Here is a 19,246-nt window from a genome sequence, read left to right on the forward strand (position 1 = left end):
CACGGCGTCAGAAGACCACCAGCGCCCGGCCGCCCTTGCCGGCGAGCATGTTCTCGAAGGCGGCCGGGATGCCCTCGAGGGCGATCCGCTCGGTGACGAGCGCGGAGAGGTCCAGTCGGCCCTCCCGTACGTGCTCGGCGAGCACCGGCACATCGCGGGCCGGGTCGGTGTTGCCGTAGACGCAGCCGGACAGGGTGCGGCCCCAGTGGAAGATCTCCAGGGCGTTGAAGGTGACCTCCTGGTCCTTGCCGCCGATGCCGACGACCGTCGTACGGCCGCCCCGGCGGGTGGCGTCCCAGGCGGCGCGGATGCTCACCGCGCGGCCCACGCACTCCACCGAGACGTCGACGCCCTGCTTGCCGGTGAGGGCGCGGATCTCGCGTGCGGTCGTGTCGGAGGCGAGGACGTAGTCCGTCGCGCCCGCCGCCCGGGCCAGTTCCTCCTTCTGCGGCGAGACGTCGACGGCGATGATGCGGGACGCGCCGGCGATACGGGCCGACTGGAGGGTGGCCAGGCCGACCCCGCCCGCACCGAACACCGCGACCGTCTCGCCGGGGCGCACCTTCGCCGAGTGGTGGACGGCGCCGTAGCCGGTGAGGACGGCGCAGCCGAGGAGGGCGGCGTCCACCAGCGGTACGCCCTGCGGGAGCGGGAGGACGCAGGACGCGGAGACCACCGTCTCCTCGGCGAACGCGGCCACGTTCAGGCCGGGGTGGAGGTCGGTGCCGTCGGCGGTGCGGGCGTAGACGTCGGCGGCGCCGTTCAGCGCGTTGGCGCACAGCCAGACCTCGCCGAGTGCGCAGGCATGGCAACGGCCGCAGGAGGGGGCCCAGTTGAGGACCGCGGGGGCACCTGGTGCCACATGGGTGACCCCCTCGCCCACGGCCACGACCGTGCCCGCGCCCTCGTGGCCGAGGACGGCCGGGACCGGCACCCGCATGGTGCCGTTGGACAGGGACAGGTCGGAGTGGCAGACACCGGCGGCGGCGAGGCGGACGCGGACCTGTCCGGGGCCCGGGTCGGGCAGGTCGACAGCGGTGATCTCCAGGGGGGCGCCGATGGCGGGCAGGACGGCGGCTCGTACGGCCATGGGTCGCGTACTTCCTTAGAACTGGAGGGACTTGGTCTGGAGGTACTCGGCGAGTCCGTGTGTGCCGAGTTCCCGGCCGACTCCGGACTGCTTGTAACCGCCGAACGGAGCCAGCGGGTTGAACCGGCCGCCGTTGATGTCGACCTGGCCGGTGTCCATGCGGCGGGCGAAGGCGACCGCCTCGGCCTCGTCACCGGCCCAGACGGCGCCCGCGAGGCCGTACACCGTGCCGTTGGCGATGCGCAGGGCGTCCTCCTCGTCCTCGTAGCGCAGGACGGACAGGACGGGGCCGAAGATCTCCTCCTGGGCGACGGTCATCTCCGGGGTCACGTCCGCGAAGACCGTGGGGCTGACGAAGTAGCCCTTCTCGTGCGGGGATTCGGGTCCGCCGACGACCAGGCGGGCGCCCTCGGCGATGCCCTTGTCGATGTAGCCGCGCACGCGTGCCTGCTGCTTGGCGTTGACGACCGGGCCGATGCGGTCGGCGTACTTGGCGGCGGCCGTCCGGGCCAGTTCGACGGCCTCGTCGTACTGGTCGCGATGGACCAGCATGCGGGTCCAGGCGCTGCACGTCTGGCCGGAATTGGACATCACGTTGGCCACGCCGACGTTCACCGCCCTGGCGAGGTCGGCGCTCGGCAGGATGACGTTGGCGGACTTGCCGCCGAGTTCGAGGGCCACCCTCTTCACCGCGGCACCGGCCGCCGCGCCGATCCGCCGGCCCACGGCCGTGGAGCCGGTGAAGGAGACCAGGTCGACGCCCGGGTGCTCGGCAAGGGCCTGCCCGGCGACCGGGCCGAGGCCGGTGACCAGGTTGAACACACCGGCCGGGACGCCCGCCTCATGGACGGCCTCGGCGAACAGCTGGGCGGTGAGCGGGGTGTCCTCGGCAGGCTTGAGGACGATCGTGCAGCCGGCGGCGAGAGCCGGGGCGACCTTGGCGACGATCTGGTGGAGCGGGTAGTTCCAGGGGGTGATCGCGCCGACGACGCCGATCGGCTCGTGCAGGACGGTGGAGTTGCCGACCTTCTCCTCGAAGGGGTGGGTGGCGGCCAGCTCGGCGTAGGAGCCCGCGACCGCGATCGGCACGGCCGCGTGCACGGCCTGGGAGAACGACAGCGGCGAGCCCAGCTCGGCGGTGACGGTCCCGGCGATCTCGTCCTTGCGGGCCACGAGGACGTCCCGGAGCGCGCTGAGGCGTGCAGCGCGCTCGGCCGCGGGTGTGGCGGCCCAGGCGGGCAGCGCGGCCCGGGCCGCGCGGACGGCGGTGTCGACGTCCAGCGCCCCGCCGGCCGGGACGCGGCCGATGACCTGCTCGTCGGCCGGGTTCACGACCTCGATCACGTCCCTGCTCCCGGCGGGGCGCCAGGCGCCGTCGATGTACAGGCCGTCGTGTGCCTTCATGCTGCTTCCTCCCGGCGGATCCGCGTCGTCCGGCACACAAACTAGCGGCGTTAGTTTTTCGGCGCCATACATGGCCCGCCGTCGCCGGACGTTCCCGGACATCATCGCCGGGCCGGGCCGCGCCCACTCCTCCCCCCGGGGCGGCGCATACGACCGGGTCACCGGGGGGGCCGACCGCCGATGGCGCCGGTGCGGCCCGTCACTTGGTCGCGGTCAGGTGGGCGAAGACGACCACGTTGCTGGTGTAGCCCGTCCTGCGGCTGTAGTAGCCACCGCAGGTCAGGATGCGGAGTTCCGGCCGCCCGGCCGGCGCATAGACCTCCTTGTCCGGGAAGCCCGTCTTGTCGTAGACCTTCACCTTGTCCACGGTGTAGACGGCGGTACGGCCGTCGTCACGCGTGACCTCGATGAGCTTGCAGGGCTCGGCCTGGGCGAGCAGGGCGAAGACGGCGGGGCCGGTCATGGTGTCCCGGTGGCCGACGGCGATCGCGGTGCCGGACTCGCCCGGCGTGGGGCCGCGCTGGTACCAGCCGACCAGCTGGGGCCTGTCCACGGGCGGAGTCTCCAACTGCCGGTCCTTGTCGAGCCCGATGCCGGTGATCGGCGCGTCGACACCCAGGTAGGGAATGCGGAAGGACTTCGGCCGGGACCGGGGCAGCGGACCGGGCGCAGGCCCGGAAGGGGGCTCGCAGGACTTCTTCCCGCCCGGGCCGCCGACGGCCGCCACCGCGCCCGGGCCACCGGCACCGCCAGGCCCGGCGTGCCCGCCCCCGCACCGGCTCCCCACCGTCACCAGGACGGTCACCAGCAGGGCCGTCCTGGTGAGGCGGTAGACGCGGGTCCGGTGCCAGGGCCTGCGTCTGCGCCTACGCGGCGCCATGAGGCCGCCGGCGGTTCCGCCGGACGTACACGGCAGCGCCGACCGCGATCAGACCCACGGCACCCGCGGCAGCCACGGGCGAGTAGGCGGCGGCCTTGTCGATGAGCCCGCCGCCGCCCGCGTGCACACCGCCCCTCGGCGGATCGTTGTCGTCCTTCCTCGCCCAGCCCGGCCCCTCCTCCTGCCGGTGGTCGCGGTGGTCCTCGATCTGACCGTTCGGAGCGTGCGGGTCTTCGTGCCGGTCGTGGCAGTTGACGCGGAAGAGCTTCTCCTTGACCGAACCCGCCGCGACCCAGGTGAGCTTGTACTGCCCGTCGGTCAGGCCGATCGCGTCGGTGTGCCCGGCGCCGCTGGCGAACTGGATGACACCGGTGATGGTGGCGGAGGTGGGCAGCGGGGGCTGCGCCTGGATGATGTAGGCGACATTGGGCAGGATGTCGAAGTTGACGGCGTCGAGGTAGAACTTGCAGACCGTCGGCTCGTCCTTCGTCACACCGTAGGGGACGCCTACGCTGTGCACCCTGATATCGCCGTTCTCCCCCTGGGCCGCCGCGGTCGGTGCCACCACCCACGACGCACCCGCCACGGCGAGGGCGGTGAGGACGACAGTGGCGCCCGCACGGGAGCGGAAGGCACGTGGTGAGGTCGTGGTGGGCATGCACATTCCTCCGAGTCAGACGATTTTCATACAAATCGTTCTTTCGACTGGACTGTGCTTGATGCACACCATGACTGACGCACCGACACCCGGTGGGCCGTCAGAGATCCCTCGTGCGGCGCAATCCCGGACGCGTCGGCCCCTGCCCCGCGGTCCTCCCCTGCCGCGCAGCCCGTCCCCGCCCCCGCGGCCCCTCTGGCCCCGCCTCCTTCTCCGGCCTCTCCGGCGACCGCAACGCCACCCCCGAGGACAGCAGCAGCAACGCCCCCAGCAGCACGAACGGAGCAGCCACGCCCGCCACCCCGGCGACCAGGCCGGCGGCGGCCGGGGCCGCGACCTGGCCGAGCCGGTTGCCGGTCAGCCGCAGGGCCAGCGCCGTGGAACGGGCTTCGTCGGGCGCGGCCTGCACCACCGTCGTCATCGACAGCGGCTGGCCCACACCGAGGCAGAAGCCGAGCGCCGTGAGCAGCACACCGAGCGCCCACACCGGCAGGGCGAGAGCGATCCCGGCGCACAGCAACGCCGCGAGGAAGCAGGTCGCGGTGAGCAGCGCGGGCCGGCCCAGCAGCCGCAGCAGCGGGGTGAGGACCAGACGGCAGGCGATCGTGGCGCCGGCGCGGAGGCTGAGCAGGACACCGATCACCGAGGGGGCGATGCCCCGGTGCTCGCCGACCACCGGGAGGTAGGCGGTGAGGATGTCGGTGGCGGACAGCACGGAGAGGCTGATGAGCATGCCGGCGGGGACGCCGCGGGCGCGCAGGATCCCGCCGACCGGGATGCGTGCGCCGCGCGGGACGCGGGGGCCGACGGCCGTACGGTCCTCGATGCGCCACAGCGAGCTGAAGGCGACCGCCGCGCCCGCGCCCGCCACCACCAGCGCACGGGCGCTGCTGCCCGCCATGTCCGGGCCGCCGATCAGAACGCCGGCGGCGACGGGTCCGAGCAGCTGGCCCAGCGAGGCGCCGATGGTGAAGTGCCCGAAGTTGCGGTCCTGCTCGTGGGGTGCCGACTGGCGGGCGACGAGCGACTGGGCGCCGATGACGAAGCAGAGGTGGCCGAGGCCCATCACCCCGCTCCACAGGGCCATCGCCCACAGGGAGTTCACCGCTCCGCTCAGCGCGCAGCCGCCGGCGATGAGGACCACGCCCGCCGGGAGCAGCGGCGCGCACCGGCCGTGGTCGGTGCGCCGGCCGAGCGGCACGGCGGCGAAGAGGGGCAACAGCGCGTACACGCCCGCGATCACACCCACCGCCCGTTCGTCGGCGCCGAGGGCGAGGGCCCGGTAGGAGACGGCGGGCCGGGCCATCGACACCGCTCCCTGTGCGAAGCCGAAGGCGATGACGAGGCGGAGCAGCCAGCCGCGGTTCGCACCGGGCGCCATGGGTCGGTCCCTCCCTGGAGGCTCAGGACGCTGTCGCGTCCCCGGACGGTCAGACGATGCCGAAGAGAATTCCTGCCCCGAGCACGACCAGGGATGTCAGGGCGGCCCACTTGACCACGAACCGGGTGTGGTCGCCGAACTCCACCTTGGCCATGCCGACCAGGACGTAGACGGCCGGGACGAGCGGGCTGGACATGTGCAGGGGCTGGCCGATGATCGAGGCGCGGGCGATCTCCAGCGTCGAGACGCCGTGCGCGTGGCCCGCCTCGGCGAGCACCGGCAGGATGCCGAAGTAGAAGCCGTCGTTGGACATGAAGTACGTGAGCGGGATGCTCAGCACGCCCGTGACGAGGGCCATGTGCGGGCCCAAGCCGTCGGGGACGTTGTCCACCAGCCACTTCGCCATGTGGTCGACCATGCCGGTGCCCTGCAGGACGCCGGTGAAGACGGCGGCGGCGAAGACCATGCCGGAGACGTTGAGGACGTTCTCGGCGTGGGCGGCGATCCGGGCCCTCTGGTCGGGCATGTGCGGGAAGTTGACGGTGAGGGCGAGGGCCGCGCCGAGCAGGAAGAGCACCGGGATCGGCAGCCACTCCATGATCATGACGGTGAGCAGGGCGACCGTGAGCAGCGCGTTGAACCAGTACAGCCTGGGGCGCAGGGTGGGACGGTCGGGGTCGAGGCCCTGGAAGTCCTCGCCCTCGGGACGCTCCGCGCCGGTGCCGGAGCCCGAACCCCCGGTACCCGCCGGGGACTTGGCCGAACCGGCACCGACCAGCACCGTCTCCTTCTCCTCGACGAACACCTCGTCCGGCGTGAGCACACCGAGCCGGCCGCGCTCGCGGCGGCCGAGGACGTAGGCGAGGACGAGGACGAACAGCAGGCCCACGGCCAGGGCCGGGATCATCGGCACGAAGATGTCGCTCGCGTCGACCTTGAGCGCGGTGGCGGCGCGGGCGGTCGGGCCGCCCCACGGCAGTGTGTTCATCACGCCGTTGGCCATGGCCGCCACACCGGTCATCACGACCAGGGACATCTTCAGGCGCTTGTACAGCGGGTACATCGCCGAGACGGTGATCATGAAGGTGGTGGAGCCGTCGCCGTCCAGGGAGACGATCGCGGCGAGGAGCGCGGTACCGACGACGATGCGCAGCGGGTCGGCCTTGCAGAACCTCAGGATGCCCCGCACGATCGGGTCGAAGAGGCCGACGTCGATCATCACACCGAAGTAGACGATCGCGAACATGAGCATCGCGGCCGTGGGCGCGAGGCCGGTGACGCCGTCGATGACGTAGTCGCCGAGCCGCGCGCCCTTGCCCACGAACACGCAGAAGAGCGCCGGGATGAGCACGAGCGCCGCGATCGGCGACATCTTCTTCAGCATGATCAGGACCAGGAAGGTCGCGATCATGGCGAAGCCGAGGATGGTCAGCATGAGTGGATACCTAACGTTCGCCCTTGAACATCCCACCTGGGGGTCGGCGGTGCGACGACGTTAGGCCCGGCCATCTGGCGTTAACAAGACGTTGACGTGCGAGCAATAAGCGCGAAAGTCCAGGTCACAGGCTTGCGGTGAGCTGGACGGGGATGCCGTTCAAGACAGCGTTGCCGGACAGCGGGTCGAGCATGCTGCCGTCGAGGAGCTGGTTGACGTTGACGCCCGGACCGGACGCGGCATGGCTGAGGCGGGTGCCGGGGCGGTCGTGCCCCCAGCCGTGCGGCAGACTCACCACCCCCGGCCGGACCCCGTCGGTGACCTCGGCGGGGGCCACCACCTCTCCTCCGGCGCCCTTGACGCGCACGTCCGCCCCGTCGCGCACGCCGAGCCGGGCCGCGTCCTCGGGGTGGATGTGCAGGGTGCAGCGGTTGGAGCCGCCGGTGAGCGCGGGCACGTTGTGCATCCAGCTGTTGTTGGAGCGCAGATGGCGGCGGCCGACGAGGACGAGCCCCTCGGGCCGCTCCCCCAGCGCCTGCCGCAGCCGGGGCAGGTCGGCGGCGATCGGCCCGGGCAGCAGCTCGACCTTGCCACTACGGGTCTTGAGCGGCTGCGGCAGCCGGGGGCGCAGCGGGCCGAGGTCGATGCCGTGCGGGTGGGCGAGCAGTTCGGCGAGGGTCAGCCCGTCGGGGCGCGCGCCGAAGCCGTCGCCGTAGGGGCCGAGGCGCAGCATCATGTCGAGGCGCCGCTCGGGGCCCGTGTCACCGGTGAGCCGGGCGGCGAGTTCCTCCGGTGCACGGCCGTGCACCGGGGAGTTCTCGTCCCGCACGGCCTTGCCGAGGGTCCGGTCGATGACCATCGCGTCCACGGCGCCGGGGTCGGTGCCGTGCATGCCGGTGGCCGCGAGGATCAGCCGGGCGAGTATCTCGCTCTCGGCCATGCGGCCGGGCTCCAGCGGGACGGCCGCGCGGGAATAGCGGACCTGGTTGCGGACGGCGAGGGTGTTGAAGGCGAAGTCGTGGTGCGGGCTCTGGGACGGCGGGGGCGGGGGCAGGACGACGTGGGCGTGGCGCGAGGTCTCGTTGAGGTACGGGTCGACGCTGACCATGAAGTCGAGGGAGTCGAGGGCCCGGTCGAGGCGGTCGCCGTCGGGTGCGGACAGTACCGGGTTGGCGGCGACGGCGATCAGCGCGCGTACCGGTTCGCCCTCGTCGGTCGGGGTGTCGATCTCCTCGGCCAGCGCGGAGAGCGGCAACTCGCCCTTGGCCTCGGGTAGGTGGCGGACCCGGGAACGCCAGCGGCCGAGCGCGAAGCCATGGCCGGGGCCCGCCGGGCGGGGAGTCCTGTCGGTGGCGGCCTGCGGGAAGAGGGCACCGCCGGGCCGGTCCAGGTTGCCGGTGAGGATGTTGAGGACGTCCACCAGCCAGCTCGCCAGGGTGCCGTGCGGGACGGTGCAGCTGCCGATGCGGGCGTAGACGGCGGCGGTGGGGGCGGCGGCCAGTTCGCGGGCGAGGGTGCGGATGACGTCCGCGTCGACGTCACAGGCCCCCGCCACGGCCTCGGGGGTGAAGTCGCGTACCGCTTCCCGGAGTTCGTCGACGTCCCGGACGTGCGGGGCGAGGTGGCCGAGATCGGTCAGCCCCTCCTCGAACAGCACGGTGACCATCGCGGCGAGCAACAGGGCGTCGGTGCCGGGCCGGATCGCCAGGTGCCGGTCGGCCAGCTTCGCGGTGCGGGTGCGGCGCGGGTCCACCACGATCAGCCGGCCGCCGCGGGCCCTGAGCGCCTTGAGCCTGCCCGGGAAGTCGGGGGCGGTGCACAGACTGCCGTTGGACTCCAGGGGGTTGGCCCCTATGAGGAGCAGATGGCCGGTGTGGTCCAGGTCCGGCACCGGGATCGCGTTGGCGTCACCGAAGAGCAGCCCGCTGGAGACGTGCTTGGGCATCTGGTCGACCGTGGAGGCGGTGAACAGGCTACGGGTGCGCAGGGCGGCGAGCAGGACCTGCGGGTAGAGGGCGCCGGCCACGGTGTGCACATTGGGGTTGCCGAGGACCACGCCGACGGAGTCGGCGCCGTACCGCTCCACGACCGGGCGCAGGCCGGCGGCGACCGCGTCGAAGGCCTCCTGCCAACTCGCCTCGCGCAGGCGCCCGTCGACCCGGACCAGCGGGGTGCACAGCCGGTCGGGGTCCCCGTCGACGGCGCCGAAGCAGGCACCCTTGGGGCAGATGAACCCCTTGCTGAAGACGTCCTCGCGGTCGCCGCGGGCGCCGGTGACACGTGTGCCCTCGATACTGAGAGTCAGTCCGCAGGTGGCCTCGCAGAGGGGGCAGATACGCAGGGCGGTGCGGGACACGGGTCCTCCCGGGGGGTCGGCGACGGTGCCGGGCGAGCGCGTACGGGCTCGCGGCGAGCATACCGACCGGTAGGCATGGTGGGGAGCCCCGTGAGGCGGATGCCGAGCGGATCCCTCAGTCGAGTACGCGTCCCAGATACGCCCGCAGCAGGTCCCGGGTCTCGGCGATGATCGCCTCGTCCCCTTCCGGATCCGTACGGAAGGCCAGCTGGACAAGGGTGTCCGCGCTCTCGACGGCGACCAGGAAGACCCGGCGCAGATCGTCGTCCGGGGCGCGGTCGACGTAGCCGGAGAGCAGGCGGATCAGCCGGTCGGCGACCCGGGTGTTGGGCTCGCCCTGGCGGACGCCGACCGGGATCTGGTTGCCGAAGTCGACCAGGGAGAAGCCGGGCGCGGTGCGCTTCATGGCGATGTACTCGTCCAGAACGGCGTCCATCGCGGCCCGCCAGTCCCCCTCCTGGGCCCCCTTCAGCCGCTCGGTGACGCGCTCGGTGTACCGCTCGAGGTTGCGCTGGGCGAGGGCGTCGGCCATCTGCCGTTTGTTGCCGAAGAAGCGGTAGACGGAGCCGATGGGCACACCGGCGCGCTGGGCGACCGCACGGGTGCTCAGGGCGTCGTAGCCGACCTCGTCGAGGAGTTCGGCGCAGGCGTCGAGGATCCTGGTCAGGCGTTCGGCGCTGCGCCGCTGGACGGGCGCGCGGCGGAGCGATGTCGCGTGGGGCACGGGCTTCATGATGCCTCTCCGCCGGGATCCGGTGAACCTCGCCCTCTCGTACGGACAAAGGTGGCCGGTGCACTCATCGCACCGGGGAGCCCGCCATCGTGGGCCCGACAGCGGCCCCCGGGGACCGCGCGGGGGTCGCCCCGGAGGTGGGCGTCGAGGAGGGCGCGGGGGGCTGCGGGGGCTCGGTGTCCGACACGGTGATGTCCGCGGTGCTCTGCACCGGCCTGCCGTGTACGGCCCACGCGGTGCCGTCGTCGGCGTACAGGCGCGCGGTGACGTGGTGGGTGCCGTGCGGGACGAGGCGGCCGGGCAGGCGGTAGTCGGGGGAGCGCAGCCGGGCGGCCTCGCGGCCGTCGACGAAGAGGTACGCCAGTCCGCGCCCGGTGACCGCTCCGCGCCCGGCGCCGGGCGCGGAGCAGCGGAAGTGGCGGAAGGTGAGGCGCACGTCCCAGCTGCCGCGGGCGTCCGCCGTCACCTCGACCTCGACCTCGGGCGCGTCCTTCCTGTCGACCTCGCGCAGATGCCGGCCGGCCCCGTCGGTGTTGCCCAGGACCTTGCCGACCGGCGAGGGCGACTGCAGGCCCTGCTGGGCATGGCCGCTCGCGCAGCCCGTCGCTGCGAGCGGCAGCAGGACACACACCGTCAGTGCGGTGAGCGTTCTGCGGGTCCACGGCGTCCACGGCATGCTCGCGAGATTAGAACACCGTTCCGGCCTCCCGAATCCGTCTGAAGTCTGGTTCCGGCCAGCCTTCGTGGTCCCCCGGACGGAGTAGCCGGATCCCTCTTGCGCGCACCCTCGCCGATTCCTACGGTGATACATAGGAATAGGGAGCGCGGCAGACGCGCCGCAGGAGCGCAAGGGAGCGATCATGAGCGATGGGGGTACCTCCCGCGCGAGCGAAGTCGAGCGTGGGAGCGCGCGCAAGACCGCCGCGGGACTGACGTATCTGACCGGGTTCGGCAACGAGCACGCCTCGGAGGCGGTGCCGGGCGCCCTGCCGGAGGGCCGCAACTCGCCGCAGCGCGCGCCGCTCGGCCTGTACGCGGAGCAGCTGAGCGGTGCGGCCTTCACCGAGCCGCGCGCGCACAACCGCCGCTCCTGGCTCTACCGCATCCGCCCGTCGGCCGCGCATCCCGCCTTCACCCGCACCGACAACGGCACGATCCGTACGGCCCCCTTCACCGAATCCGTACCCGACCCCAACCGCCTGCGCTGGAACCCGTTGCCCGAGCCGCCCGTCGGGACCGACTTCCTGGCCGGCCTGTGGACGCTCGGCGGCAACGGCGACGCGACCCAGCGCACCGGCATGGCCGTGCACCTGTACCACGCCAACGCCTCGATGGAGCGGGTCTTCTCGGACGCGGACGGGGAGCTGCTGATCGTGCCGGAGCGCGGCGAGCTGCTGCTGCACACCGAGTTCGGGCGCCTCCATGTGGAGCCCGCCCAGGTGGCGCTGATCCCACGTGGGGTGCGCTTGCGTGTGGAGCTTCTCGACGAGTCCGCTCGCGGCTATGTGTGCGAGAACTACGGGGCGCCGTTCCGCCTGCCCGACCTCGGTCCCATCGGCGCCAACGGGCTCGCCAACGCCCGGGACTTCAGGGCGCCGGTCGCCGCGTACGAGGAGGTGGCGGGCCCGGTGGAGGTGGTGAACAAGTTCTGCGGCAACCTCTGGACGGCCGTCTACGACCACTCCCCGCTCGACGTGGTCGCCTGGCACGGCAGCCATGTGCCGTACGTCTACGATCTGCGCCGTTTCAATGTGCTGGGGTCCATTTCCTACGACCACCCGGATCCGTCCATCTTCACGGTCCTGACCTCCCCGTCGGACACCCCCGGCCTGGCCGGCGTCGACTTCGTCGTCTTCGCTCCGCGCTGGCTGGTGGGCGAGGACACCTTCCGGCCGCCGTACTTCCACCGGAACGTGATGAGCGAGTACATGGGCCTGGTCGAGGGCGCGTACGACGCGAAGACGGCCGGGGAGGGCGGCTTCGTGCCGGGCGGCGGCTCGCTGCACAACATGATGTCGGCGCACGGCCCGGACCGGGAGACCTTCGACCGGGCGAGCGCGGCCGAGCTGAAGCCGCAGAAGATCGACGACGGCCTGGCGTTCATGTTCGAGACCCGCTGGCCGGTGGCCCTCACCCCGCAGGCGGCCGGTGCCGACCACCTCCAGCCGCGCTACGACGACGTGTGGCGGGGCCTCGAGCCCCACTTCCGCGCATGACACCTCGGTTGCGCCTGATGTTCGTCGACCGGTACGGATAGCCGAGTGACCTCCTTCGCCCCTGACTCGATCGTCCTGAACCGCAAGCTGCCGCTCTGGTACCAGGTGTCGCAGTCGCTGCGCGCCTCGATACTCGGCCGCTCGCCCGAGGATCCGCTGCGGCTGCCCACCGAGGAGCAGCTGGCGGAGCACTACGGGGTGAGCGTGCTGACCATGCGGCAGGCGCTGAAGGAGCTGGAGGACGAGGGGCTGATCAGCCGGCACCGGCGGCGCGGCACGTTCATCGAGCCCGACGTCCGCCGGGGCGCCCCGGTGCGGCTGCTCGGCTCGGTCGACGCGATCGTGGCCCAGCAGTCCGGCATGACGACCGAGTTGCTGGACCACGGCACGGTGCCCGTGCCGCCCCAGCTCGCCGAGTACTTCCCGGGCCTCACCGAGGTGGCGACGTACCACCGGCTGCGCAGCGACGAGAAGACCGGCGAGCCGACCAACCACGCCGTCAACCACGTCCGCCCCGACCTTGCCGCGCGTATCGACCTGGAGGACCTGATCCGCTGGCCGATGACGAAGGTGCTGCGGGACGTGGTGGGCGCGGACATCAGCCGCATCACGGACACGGTGGAGGCACGGCTCGCCGACCCGGAGACCGCCCGCCTCCTCCAAGTCCCGCTGCTCAGCCCGATCCTGCACTACACGGGCGTGACGTACGACACCGAGGGGCAGGTGCTGGACGTGGCGGTGATCCACTACCGGGGGGACCGGTTCTCCTTCTCGGTGACCCTGGAAGCCACCTGACCCGGCGCGCGGGGCGAGCCCGTACCATGCCCTGCGTGACGTACGACGACGCTCCGCTGCTGGCGGACCTCATGCCGTGGTCCGTCGCACCGCTGCGCCCCGGCCGCGCCTGGCCGACGGCGCCCGATCCCGCCTCCCTCAAGGCCCGCTGGCAGGCGCTGCTGGCGGCCGAAGGCCCGGACCGCCGGGCCCTGTTCGAGCCGACCCGGGCCCGCACCCTCGACTCGGCGGTGGGCCAGCTGCCCGGTCAGCCGACCGGCACCGAGCGGCTGGCCCGCGCCGAGGGCCCCTGTGCGGAGCCGGTACGGGTGCTGGCGGCACCCTTCGACGAACAGTGGCTGATCCCGGACCACCGGCTGCTCGACACGGCCCGCCCGGAGCTGTGGCGGGTGGCGGACGCACGGCAGGTGTTCGTCGTCGAGACGGGCGACGAGACCGCTCCCCTGCTGGCGACCTCGCTGCTGCCCACGCTGCGCACGCCCCGCATCCGCCCGCTGTTCCGCCGCCCGGGCGGCACGGAACCGAATCTCGCCCCCGGGCTGCTGGACCACCTCGCCGACCGCCTGGGCACCCGCCCCGAACCGGCCGACGTGCTCGCCTGGATCCTGGTGGCGGTCCGCCCCGACCTCACCGTCCCGCTGACCGGGGACGCCGAGGCGTGGGAGCGGGGCGTGGAGTCCGGGCGCCGCATGTTGTGGCTGATGCGCCGCGACGGCGAGCGTCCCAGGCTGCCGGGCGGCCGCCGCCCCTACGTCCGCGCGCCCCTGCCGGGCCGCCCCGTCACCCTCGAACACGACCTCGAGGACGAGGCCCTCCTGCTGGGCGAGGGCCGCATCTCCCCCGTGCCGCCGGCGGCCTGGGAGTACGAGGTGGCCGGGGTCCGGGTGCTGGAGTCCTGGTTCGCGGCCCGTACGGCCCCGGCCGAGCCGGGCACCCTCGCGGCGATCCGCCCGGCGGCCTGGCCGCAGCCGTGGACGTCGGAGCTGCTGGAGCTGATCACGGTGCTGGTGCTGCTGGCCGAACTGCGGCCGAAGCGGGCCGAGTCGAAGGTGACGGCGCCGGTCACCGCCGGCGAGCTGCGGGCGGCGGGCGTCCTCCCGGTCCCCGACGCGTCCCGCCGCCCCGCCTCGGTCCTGGACCACCACGAGGAGGGCCCGGAGGGCCAGTTCGCCCTGCTCTGACCGCTCTCCGCTCCGCAGGGCGGCCTCCGGCCGGGCGTGCTCTCGGCGTGTCTGCGAGGCGCCCCGGCTCGTCGGCACACAGCCCCTGCGGCCGGTCCGGGACGGCCCTGCCGGGAAAGCAGCCTGCCGGCGGCCGACCCCGCAGTTCCAGCTTCGTGCCACAGCACGCCTGAAGCGGATCCCGGCGGCAGCCACGGGTTCCGGTGCATCAACAGCCGCGGCGAGTGAACCCGCACTACTGACAGAGCCGCCGCTCAGAGGCATGATCCAGCCCATGGACCAGCAGCCTCTGCCCCTTGCGGGCATCACCGTCGTCGCCGTCGAACAGGCCGTGGCCGCGCCCTTCGCAACCCGGCAGCTCGCCGACCTGGGCGCCCGGGTCATCAAGGTGGAGCGGGTCGACGGCGGCGATTTCGCGCGCGGCTACGACACCGCGGCCCGCGGTCTCGCCTCGCACTTCGTGTGGTGCAACCGCGGCAAGGAGTCCCTCGCGCTGGACCTGAAGGACCCGCGTGCTCTGGCCGCCGTACGGCGGCTTGTCGCGGACGCGGACGTGTTCGTGCAGAACCTCGCGCACGGGGCGGCCGCCCGCCTCGGGCTGGACGCGGCCACGCTGTGTGCGGCACACCCCCGGCTGATCGCCGTGGACATCTCCGGATACGGCGCCTTCGGGCCGTACGCCGGCAAACGGGCGTACGACATGCTCGTGCAGTGCGAGGCGGGGCTCGTGTCGGTGACGGGGACACCGGAGCAGCCGGTGAAGGCAGGCATCCCGGCGGCGGACATCGCGGCGGCCATGTACGCGTTCTCGGGCGTGCTGGCAGCCCTCGTACGACGCGGCACGACCGGGCGGGGCGGGCCGGTGGAGGTCTCCATGCTGGAGGCGCTCGCCGAGTGGCTGGGGCATCCCCTGCACCATGCGATGCACGGAGGCGAACCCCCTGCGCGCACCGGACTCGCACACGCCGTCATCGCGCCGTACGACGCCTATCCCACGGCGGACGGCGGACGGGTACTGCTGTCCGTACAGAACGACCGGGAGTGGCGGCGACTGGCCGAACAGGTCCTGGGGCGCCCGGAACTGGGGATGGATCCGGAGTACGCGACGAACGCCTCACGTGTCGCGAACCGGGAGAAGACGGACGAACTGGTGGCGCGGGCGCTCGGCGCACTGGACACCGAGGAGGCACTGGACCGGCTGGAGGACGCGGGCATCGCCTGCGCGCGGCTGAGGGATCTGCACGAGCTGGCGGCGCATCCACAGCTGGCGGCCCGGGAGCGGTGGCGTCAGGTGGGTTCGCCGGTCGGACCGTTGAAGGCGCTGCTGCCTCCCATCACGCTGCCGGGCGGGGACGAGGCGCGGATGGGGGACGTGCCCGCGCTCGGACAGCACACCGGGGCGCTGCTGCGTGCCGTGGGGATGACGGACGAGGAGATCGCAGCGATGCGCCGGGACGGCGTGGCGGCCTGAGCACGGGCACCCCGGACGGGTTCCAGGGGGCCGCCCGCTCCATCAGCGGCGGCTCTGCCCGCTCAGTGCCCGCGCCCCTGCCCGCCGAAGAGCGAGCGGCGCAGCCGACGCAGCGGCGCGAACAGGGAGACGCGGCTGACCCGCTTACCCCGGTCGCTGCGCTGGTGCACGGTGTCACGCGCCGTCAGCTCGAGCATCAGCGAGGTCGCCTCGATCGTCTTCTGCTGCGGTATGGCGGGACCCGCCAGCACCGACAGATGGCGGTCCAGGCGCGAACTGGTCGCGCTGCTCCCGCAGGTGATCGCAGGGACCCTGGCCCTGCTGCGCACTGTTATCTGATCCATGTCACTCCCCACCCGTACGAGTCCACCCGGCCCGGGCAGAGTAACCCTATCGCCCCAAGGCGGCACGCGTGTATCGCGCCCACAGGATTCACCTTCCCTGCAAGGAGGTTGACCATGCCGCTTTGACTACTCTCCGAATCCGACCGATTTCAGGGTGAGTTGGACAATGGGCTGGCCGGTGGGCTGCGCTGAGCCGCCATCAGACTCGACGGTCACGGCGAGTGACGTCGAGGCGAGGTCGAGCCCCTTGGCGAGCAGGGGCGTGTCGCCCGCGAAGAGCCCGAGGGAGCGCGGTTGCGCACGAGGGCGCATGAGCCAGAGCTGGCGTACGCGCCCGTCCGGCGGGGCGCCGTATCCGCTGAGGGTGACGACGGCTTCCCGCTCCGAGGCGGAAGCGATCACTCCGATACCGCGGCCCTGTGCGTCCTTGCTGTTCGTGGCGCGGGCGTCGGGAGCGGCCAGAACGTGGGCCATCTCACGTGCCCGCACCTGCGCGGCGTCGAGCCGGCCCTGGACGTGGTGCGCCTGGACCGCGAACAGGGAGGCCACGACGAGGGCGGCCGCGGCGGTGGCCGTGGCGAGCGGCACGAACAGGGGGCGTGTGCGGGGCGTGCGGGCGCGTCCCGGTGGGGGCTGGGTTCCCCAGACGTGCGGCGGCAGCGGGGACGTACGCTCCCGCGACCGGTTCCGCTCGCGCTCCGCGTGCTGCGACGCCCGGTCCGGGGCGGGCTCCTGCGGGATGGCGCGTACGGCGGCCAGCACCCGGTCCCGCAGCGCGGCGGGCGCGGGGGCGGCCGTGGACCAGGCGAGGCGCACCGCGTCCTCGGCCAGGGCCCGCACCTCGGTGGCGCAGCGCTCGCAGTCCCGCAGATGTTTCGCGAACCGGCGCCGCTCGCCGGGCTCGAGGGCGTCGAGCACATAGGGGGCGGCGAGGGAGTGCGGGTCGCCATGGCCGGTCAGCCTGCCGAGGATGCTCATGCGGCGCCTCCCAGGCACTGGCGCAGCCGGGTGAGTCCGTCGCGCATCCGCGTCTTGACGGTGCCGAGCGGCAGCGAGAGCCGCTCCGCCACCTCACGGTAGGTGTAGCCGTCGTAGTAGGCGAGGGTCACCGACTGGCGCTGCAGGTCCGTGAGCCGCTGCAGACAGCGGCGCACCCACTCGCGCTCCAGCCCCGCCTCGACCTCCTCGGCGACCTGGTCGAAAGCGGGCTCCCCGCCGCGCAGCGCCTCGCGTTGCTCGCGTTCGCCGGCCGCGCGGGCACTGCGCACCCGGTCGACGGCGCGGCGGTGAGCGAGGGTGAGAATCCAGGACAGCGCGCTGCCCCGGCCAGGGTCGAACCGCGCTGCGCAGCGCCACAGCTCGAGCAGCACCTCCTGGGCGACCTCCTCGGACTGGGCGGGATCGCGCACCACCCGCCGGACCAGTCCGTACACCGGTCCGGACACCAGGGTGTACAGGTCCTCGAACGCCCTGTGGTCGCCGTCCGCGACGAGCACCAGCAGCTCGTCGGCCTGCGCACGGGCCCCTTCCCCGCAGCCGGCCCTTCCCCGCGCTCCTCGCATCCGCACGAACGCCCACCTCCCGCCGGTGATACGTACCGGAGGGCCGAAAACGCGGGTCGCAACGCACCCAAAACTTTTTCTCCGGTGGGCCAATCCGATCGCCGGACCCGCTCCGAATGCGCATCCGTCAACGGCAAGCGGCACTGAGGACGGACGGCATGAAACCTCTCTTCTCCAGAAGCGGCACGGTACGCAGGGGCCTGGTCACGCTCCTGTGCGGTGCGCTGACGGCGGGCGGACTCGCCGCCGTCGGCACCGCCGCGCTGGCCCCCGGGGCGGCCTCCGCCTCCTCGCACCGGGAAGCACCGCTGATCTCGGGGACCCCGCAGTACGACAACACGGACCTGTACGCGTTCGTCAGCCCGGACAAGCCCGACACGACGACGATCGTGGCCGACTGGATCCCGTTCGAGGAGCCGGCGGGCGGACCGAACTTCTACACGTTCGCCGACGACGCCCAGTACGACCTGCACATCGACAACAACGGCGACGCGCAGGACGACCTGCTCTTCCGCTACACGTTCAAGACGCACACGAAGAACGGCAGGACGTTCCTCTACAACACCGGCGTCGTGAAGAGCCTCGACGACCCGAACCTCAACATCACGCAGACCTACGACATCGAGCTGATCCGGCTGAAGCACGAGCGGGTGGTGTACCGGACCAAGCTCGCGCACGACGTGCCGGTGGCGCCGTCGGACGTCGGCAAGGCCTCCATGCCCGACTACGCCAAGCTTCGCTCGCAGGCCGTCCACCGGACGGCGGGCGGCGGCACGACCTTCGCCGGGCAGGCGGACGACCCGTTCTTCGCCGACCTGCGCGTCTTCGACCTGCTGTACGGCGGCAACCTCAGCGAGGTCGGCAACGACACCCTCAAGGGCTACAACGTCAACACCATCGCCCTGCAGGTGCCCACCGCCCTGATCCGCGAGTCGGCCGGCCAGCCGGTGGTCGGTGTCTGGTCCACGACCCAGCGCCGTAACGCGCAGGGCTATTACACCCAGGTCTCCCGCCTGGGCAACCCGCTGGTCAACGAGGTCGTGAACCCGCAGAAGGACAAGGACAGGTTCAACGCCTCGCAGCCCGCGTACGACGCACAGTTCCTGAAGAACGTCACCAACCCCGAGCTGCCCAGGCTCATCGAGCAGATCTACAAGATCAAGGCGCCGAGCGAGCCGCGCAACGACCTCGTCGACGTGTTCCTGAAGGGCGTCAAGGGCCTCAACCAGCCGCCGGGCGTGCGGCCTTCGGAGCAGCTGCGTCTGAACACCTCGATCAAGCCGAGCATGCACCCCAAGCGGCTCGGCGTCCTGGACGGCGACAACGCCGGGTTTCCGAACGGGCGCCGGCTCGGCGACGACGTGGTGGACGAGGCACTCCAGGTGATGGAAGGTGAACTCGTCGGCTCCAAGAACGACTTGGGCGATGGGGTCGACAAGAACGACCAGAACTTCGAGAAGTACTTCCCGTACGTCGCCGAGCCGACCTCCGGCTCTCGCGGCCCGCTCGCCAAGGGCACGACCTCCGGCACGGACGTGCGCAGCCAGCTCGGCGACGCCCTCCAGCCGGCCGGGTCCAGCGGCTCCGACAACACCGTGCTGATCGCCGCCTCGGCGGCCTCGGGCGCAGCCGGGATCCTGCTGCTCGGCACCGCCTTCGCCTGGTGGCGCCGTCGCATCCAGCGCCCCTACTGATCCCCGCCCCCACCGCAGACCGGCGCGGCCCGTATCTCCTTCCCCC

Annotated in this window: 17 protein-coding genes; 5 read left to right on the forward strand and 12 right to left on the reverse strand. The window is 72.5% G+C overall.

Features of this window, described 5'->3' with window-relative positions:
• Window positions 1–7 precede the first annotated feature (7 nt).
• The 9 genes from GQF42_RS11260 to GQF42_RS11300 form a co-directional block, all read right to left on the reverse strand.
• Window positions 8–1,090: a Zn-dependent alcohol dehydrogenase gene (locus GQF42_RS11260; RefSeq protein ID WP_158919492.1), complete on the reverse strand. Its 1,083-nt coding sequence runs from the start codon at window positions 1,088–1,090 to the stop codon at window positions 8–10.
• A 15-nt stretch (window positions 1,091–1,105) separates the two neighbouring features.
• A complete protein-coding gene (locus GQF42_RS11265; protein WP_158919493.1) occupies window positions 1,106–2,494 on the reverse strand; it encodes an aldehyde dehydrogenase family protein in 1,389 nt (462 codons plus the stop codon).
• Between the two features lie 199 nt (window positions 2,495–2,693).
• A complete protein-coding gene (locus GQF42_RS11270; protein WP_158919494.1) occupies window positions 2,694–3,374 on the reverse strand; it encodes a class F sortase in 681 nt (226 codons plus the stop codon).
• Window positions 3,361–4,032 carry a hypothetical protein gene (locus GQF42_RS11275; RefSeq protein ID WP_158919495.1) on the reverse strand — a complete coding sequence of 224 codons (672 nt, stop codon included), beginning with the start codon at window positions 4,030–4,032 and terminating at the stop codon, window positions 3,361–3,363. Before GQF42_RS11275 ends, GQF42_RS11270 begins: the two co-directional genes overlap by 14 nt.
• A gap of 100 nt (window positions 4,033–4,132) precedes the next feature.
• On the reverse strand, window positions 4,133–5,413 hold the full coding sequence (locus tag GQF42_RS11280) for an MFS transporter (RefSeq protein ID WP_158919496.1): 1,281 nt from the start codon (window positions 5,411–5,413) through the stop codon (window positions 4,133–4,135).
• Between the two features lie 49 nt (window positions 5,414–5,462).
• Window positions 5,463–6,848 (reverse strand): CitMHS family transporter, encoded by a 1,386-nt coding sequence (locus GQF42_RS11285; RefSeq protein WP_158919497.1) that lies wholly within the window; start codon window positions 6,846–6,848, stop codon window positions 5,463–5,465.
• Between the two features lie 124 nt (window positions 6,849–6,972).
• Entirely contained in the window at window positions 6,973–9,204 is a 2,232-nt protein-coding gene (locus GQF42_RS11290) for a molybdopterin oxidoreductase family protein (protein ID WP_158919498.1), read from the reverse strand.
• Window positions 9,205–9,319: 115 nt separating this feature from the next.
• Window positions 9,320–9,937, reverse strand: a complete 618-nt coding sequence (locus tag GQF42_RS11295) for a TetR/AcrR family transcriptional regulator (RefSeq protein WP_158919499.1) — start codon at window positions 9,935–9,937, stop codon at window positions 9,320–9,322.
• A gap of 64 nt (window positions 9,938–10,001) precedes the next feature.
• On the reverse strand, window positions 10,002–10,613 hold the full coding sequence (locus GQF42_RS11300) for a hypothetical protein (protein WP_158919500.1): 612 nt from the start codon (window positions 10,611–10,613) through the stop codon (window positions 10,002–10,004).
• Window positions 10,614–10,797: 184 nt separating this feature from the next.
• Between GQF42_RS11300 and hmgA the strand changes: the two genes are divergently transcribed.
• The 4 genes from hmgA to GQF42_RS11320 all read left to right on the forward strand — a co-directional run bounded on the left by hmgA (window position 10,798) and on the right by GQF42_RS11320 (window position 15,600).
• Window positions 10,798–12,153 (forward strand): homogentisate 1,2-dioxygenase, encoded by a 1,356-nt coding sequence (hmgA, locus tag GQF42_RS11305; RefSeq protein WP_158919501.1) that lies wholly within the window; start codon window positions 10,798–10,800, stop codon window positions 12,151–12,153.
• A 45-nt stretch (window positions 12,154–12,198) separates the two neighbouring features.
• On the forward strand, window positions 12,199–12,948 hold the full coding sequence (locus GQF42_RS11310) for a GntR family transcriptional regulator (RefSeq protein WP_158919502.1): 750 nt from the start codon (window positions 12,199–12,201) through the stop codon (window positions 12,946–12,948).
• A 26-nt stretch (window positions 12,949–12,974) separates the two neighbouring features.
• Window positions 12,975–14,129 (forward strand): type ISP restriction/modification enzyme, encoded by a 1,155-nt coding sequence (locus tag GQF42_RS11315; protein WP_199272645.1) that lies wholly within the window; start codon window positions 12,975–12,977, stop codon window positions 14,127–14,129.
• Between the two features lie 274 nt (window positions 14,130–14,403).
• Window positions 14,404–15,600, forward strand: a complete 1,197-nt coding sequence (locus tag GQF42_RS11320; RefSeq protein WP_158919504.1) for a CaiB/BaiF CoA transferase family protein — start codon at window positions 14,404–14,406, stop codon at window positions 15,598–15,600.
• A gap of 62 nt (window positions 15,601–15,662) precedes the next feature.
• Here the strand turns inward: GQF42_RS11320 and GQF42_RS11325 are convergent, their stop codons facing one another.
• The 3 genes from GQF42_RS11325 to GQF42_RS11335 form a co-directional block, all read right to left on the reverse strand.
• A complete protein-coding gene (locus GQF42_RS11325) occupies window positions 15,663–15,944 on the reverse strand; it encodes a hypothetical protein (protein WP_158919505.1) in 282 nt (93 codons plus the stop codon).
• 126 nt (window positions 15,945–16,070) lie between these two features.
• A complete protein-coding gene (locus GQF42_RS11330; protein WP_158919506.1) occupies window positions 16,071–16,922 on the reverse strand; it encodes an anti-sigma factor in 852 nt (283 codons plus the stop codon).
• Window positions 16,919–17,506, reverse strand: coding sequence for a sigma-70 family RNA polymerase sigma factor (locus GQF42_RS11335; RefSeq protein ID WP_158930026.1), 588 nt, complete (start codon window positions 17,504–17,506; stop codon window positions 16,919–16,921). The genes GQF42_RS11330 and GQF42_RS11335 overlap by 4 nt, the downstream gene beginning before the upstream one ends.
• A 158-nt stretch (window positions 17,507–17,664) precedes the next feature.
• On the opposite strand from GQF42_RS11335, the gene GQF42_RS11340 reads away from it, so the two are divergent.
• Complete coding sequence (locus GQF42_RS11340; protein WP_158919507.1) at window positions 17,665–19,200, forward strand: DUF4331 domain-containing protein; 1,536 nt, start codon at window positions 17,665–17,667, stop codon at window positions 19,198–19,200.
• Window positions 19,201–19,246: the final 46 nt, after the last annotated feature.

The sequence above is a fragment of the Streptomyces broussonetiae genome (genome assembly GCF_009796285.1).
Lineage (GTDB): Bacteria > Actinomycetota > Actinomycetes > Streptomycetales > Streptomycetaceae > Streptomyces > Streptomyces broussonetiae.

Coding starts and splice junctions, on each gene's coding strand:
- GQF42_RS11260 (WP_158919492.1), bottom strand. CDS start 1,090: ATGGCCGTACGAGCCGCCGTCCTGCCCGCCATCGGCGCCCCCCTGGAG.
- GQF42_RS11265 (WP_158919493.1), bottom strand. CDS start 2,494: ATGAAGGCACACGACGGCCTGTACATCGACGGCGCCTGGCGCCCCGCC.
- GQF42_RS11270 (WP_158919494.1), bottom strand. CDS start 3,374: ATGGCGCCGCGTAGGCGCAGACGCAGGCCCTGGCACCGGACCCGCGTC.
- GQF42_RS11275 (WP_158919495.1), bottom strand. CDS start 4,032: ATGCCCACCACGACCTCACCACGTGCCTTCCGCTCCCGTGCGGGCGCC.
- GQF42_RS11280 (WP_158919496.1), bottom strand. CDS start 5,413: ATGGCGCCCGGTGCGAACCGCGGCTGGCTGCTCCGCCTCGTCATCGCC.
- GQF42_RS11285 (WP_158919497.1), bottom strand. CDS start 6,848: ATGCTGACCATCCTCGGCTTCGCCATGATCGCGACCTTCCTGGTCCTG.
- GQF42_RS11295 (WP_158919499.1), bottom strand. CDS start 9,937: ATGAAGCCCGTGCCCCACGCGACATCGCTCCGCCGCGCGCCCGTCCAG.
- GQF42_RS11300 (WP_158919500.1), bottom strand. CDS start 10,613: ATGCCGTGGACGCCGTGGACCCGCAGAACGCTCACCGCACTGACGGTG.
- hmgA (WP_158919501.1), top strand. CDS start 10,798: ATGAGCGATGGGGGTACCTCCCGCGCGAGCGAAGTCGAGCGTGGGAGC.
- GQF42_RS11315 (WP_199272645.1), top strand. CDS start 12,975: ATGCCCTGCGTGACGTACGACGACGCTCCGCTGCTGGCGGACCTCATG.
- GQF42_RS11320 (WP_158919504.1), top strand. CDS start 14,404: ATGGACCAGCAGCCTCTGCCCCTTGCGGGCATCACCGTCGTCGCCGTC.
- GQF42_RS11325 (WP_158919505.1), bottom strand. CDS start 15,944: ATGGATCAGATAACAGTGCGCAGCAGGGCCAGGGTCCCTGCGATCACC.
- GQF42_RS11330 (WP_158919506.1), bottom strand. CDS start 16,922: ATGAGCATCCTCGGCAGGCTGACCGGCCATGGCGACCCGCACTCCCTC.
- GQF42_RS11335 (WP_158930026.1), bottom strand. CDS start 17,506: ATGCGAGGAGCGCGGGGAAGGGCCGGCTGCGGGGAAGGGGCCCGTGCG.
- GQF42_RS11340 (WP_158919507.1), top strand. CDS start 17,665: ATGAAACCTCTCTTCTCCAGAAGCGGCACGGTACGCAGGGGCCTGGTC.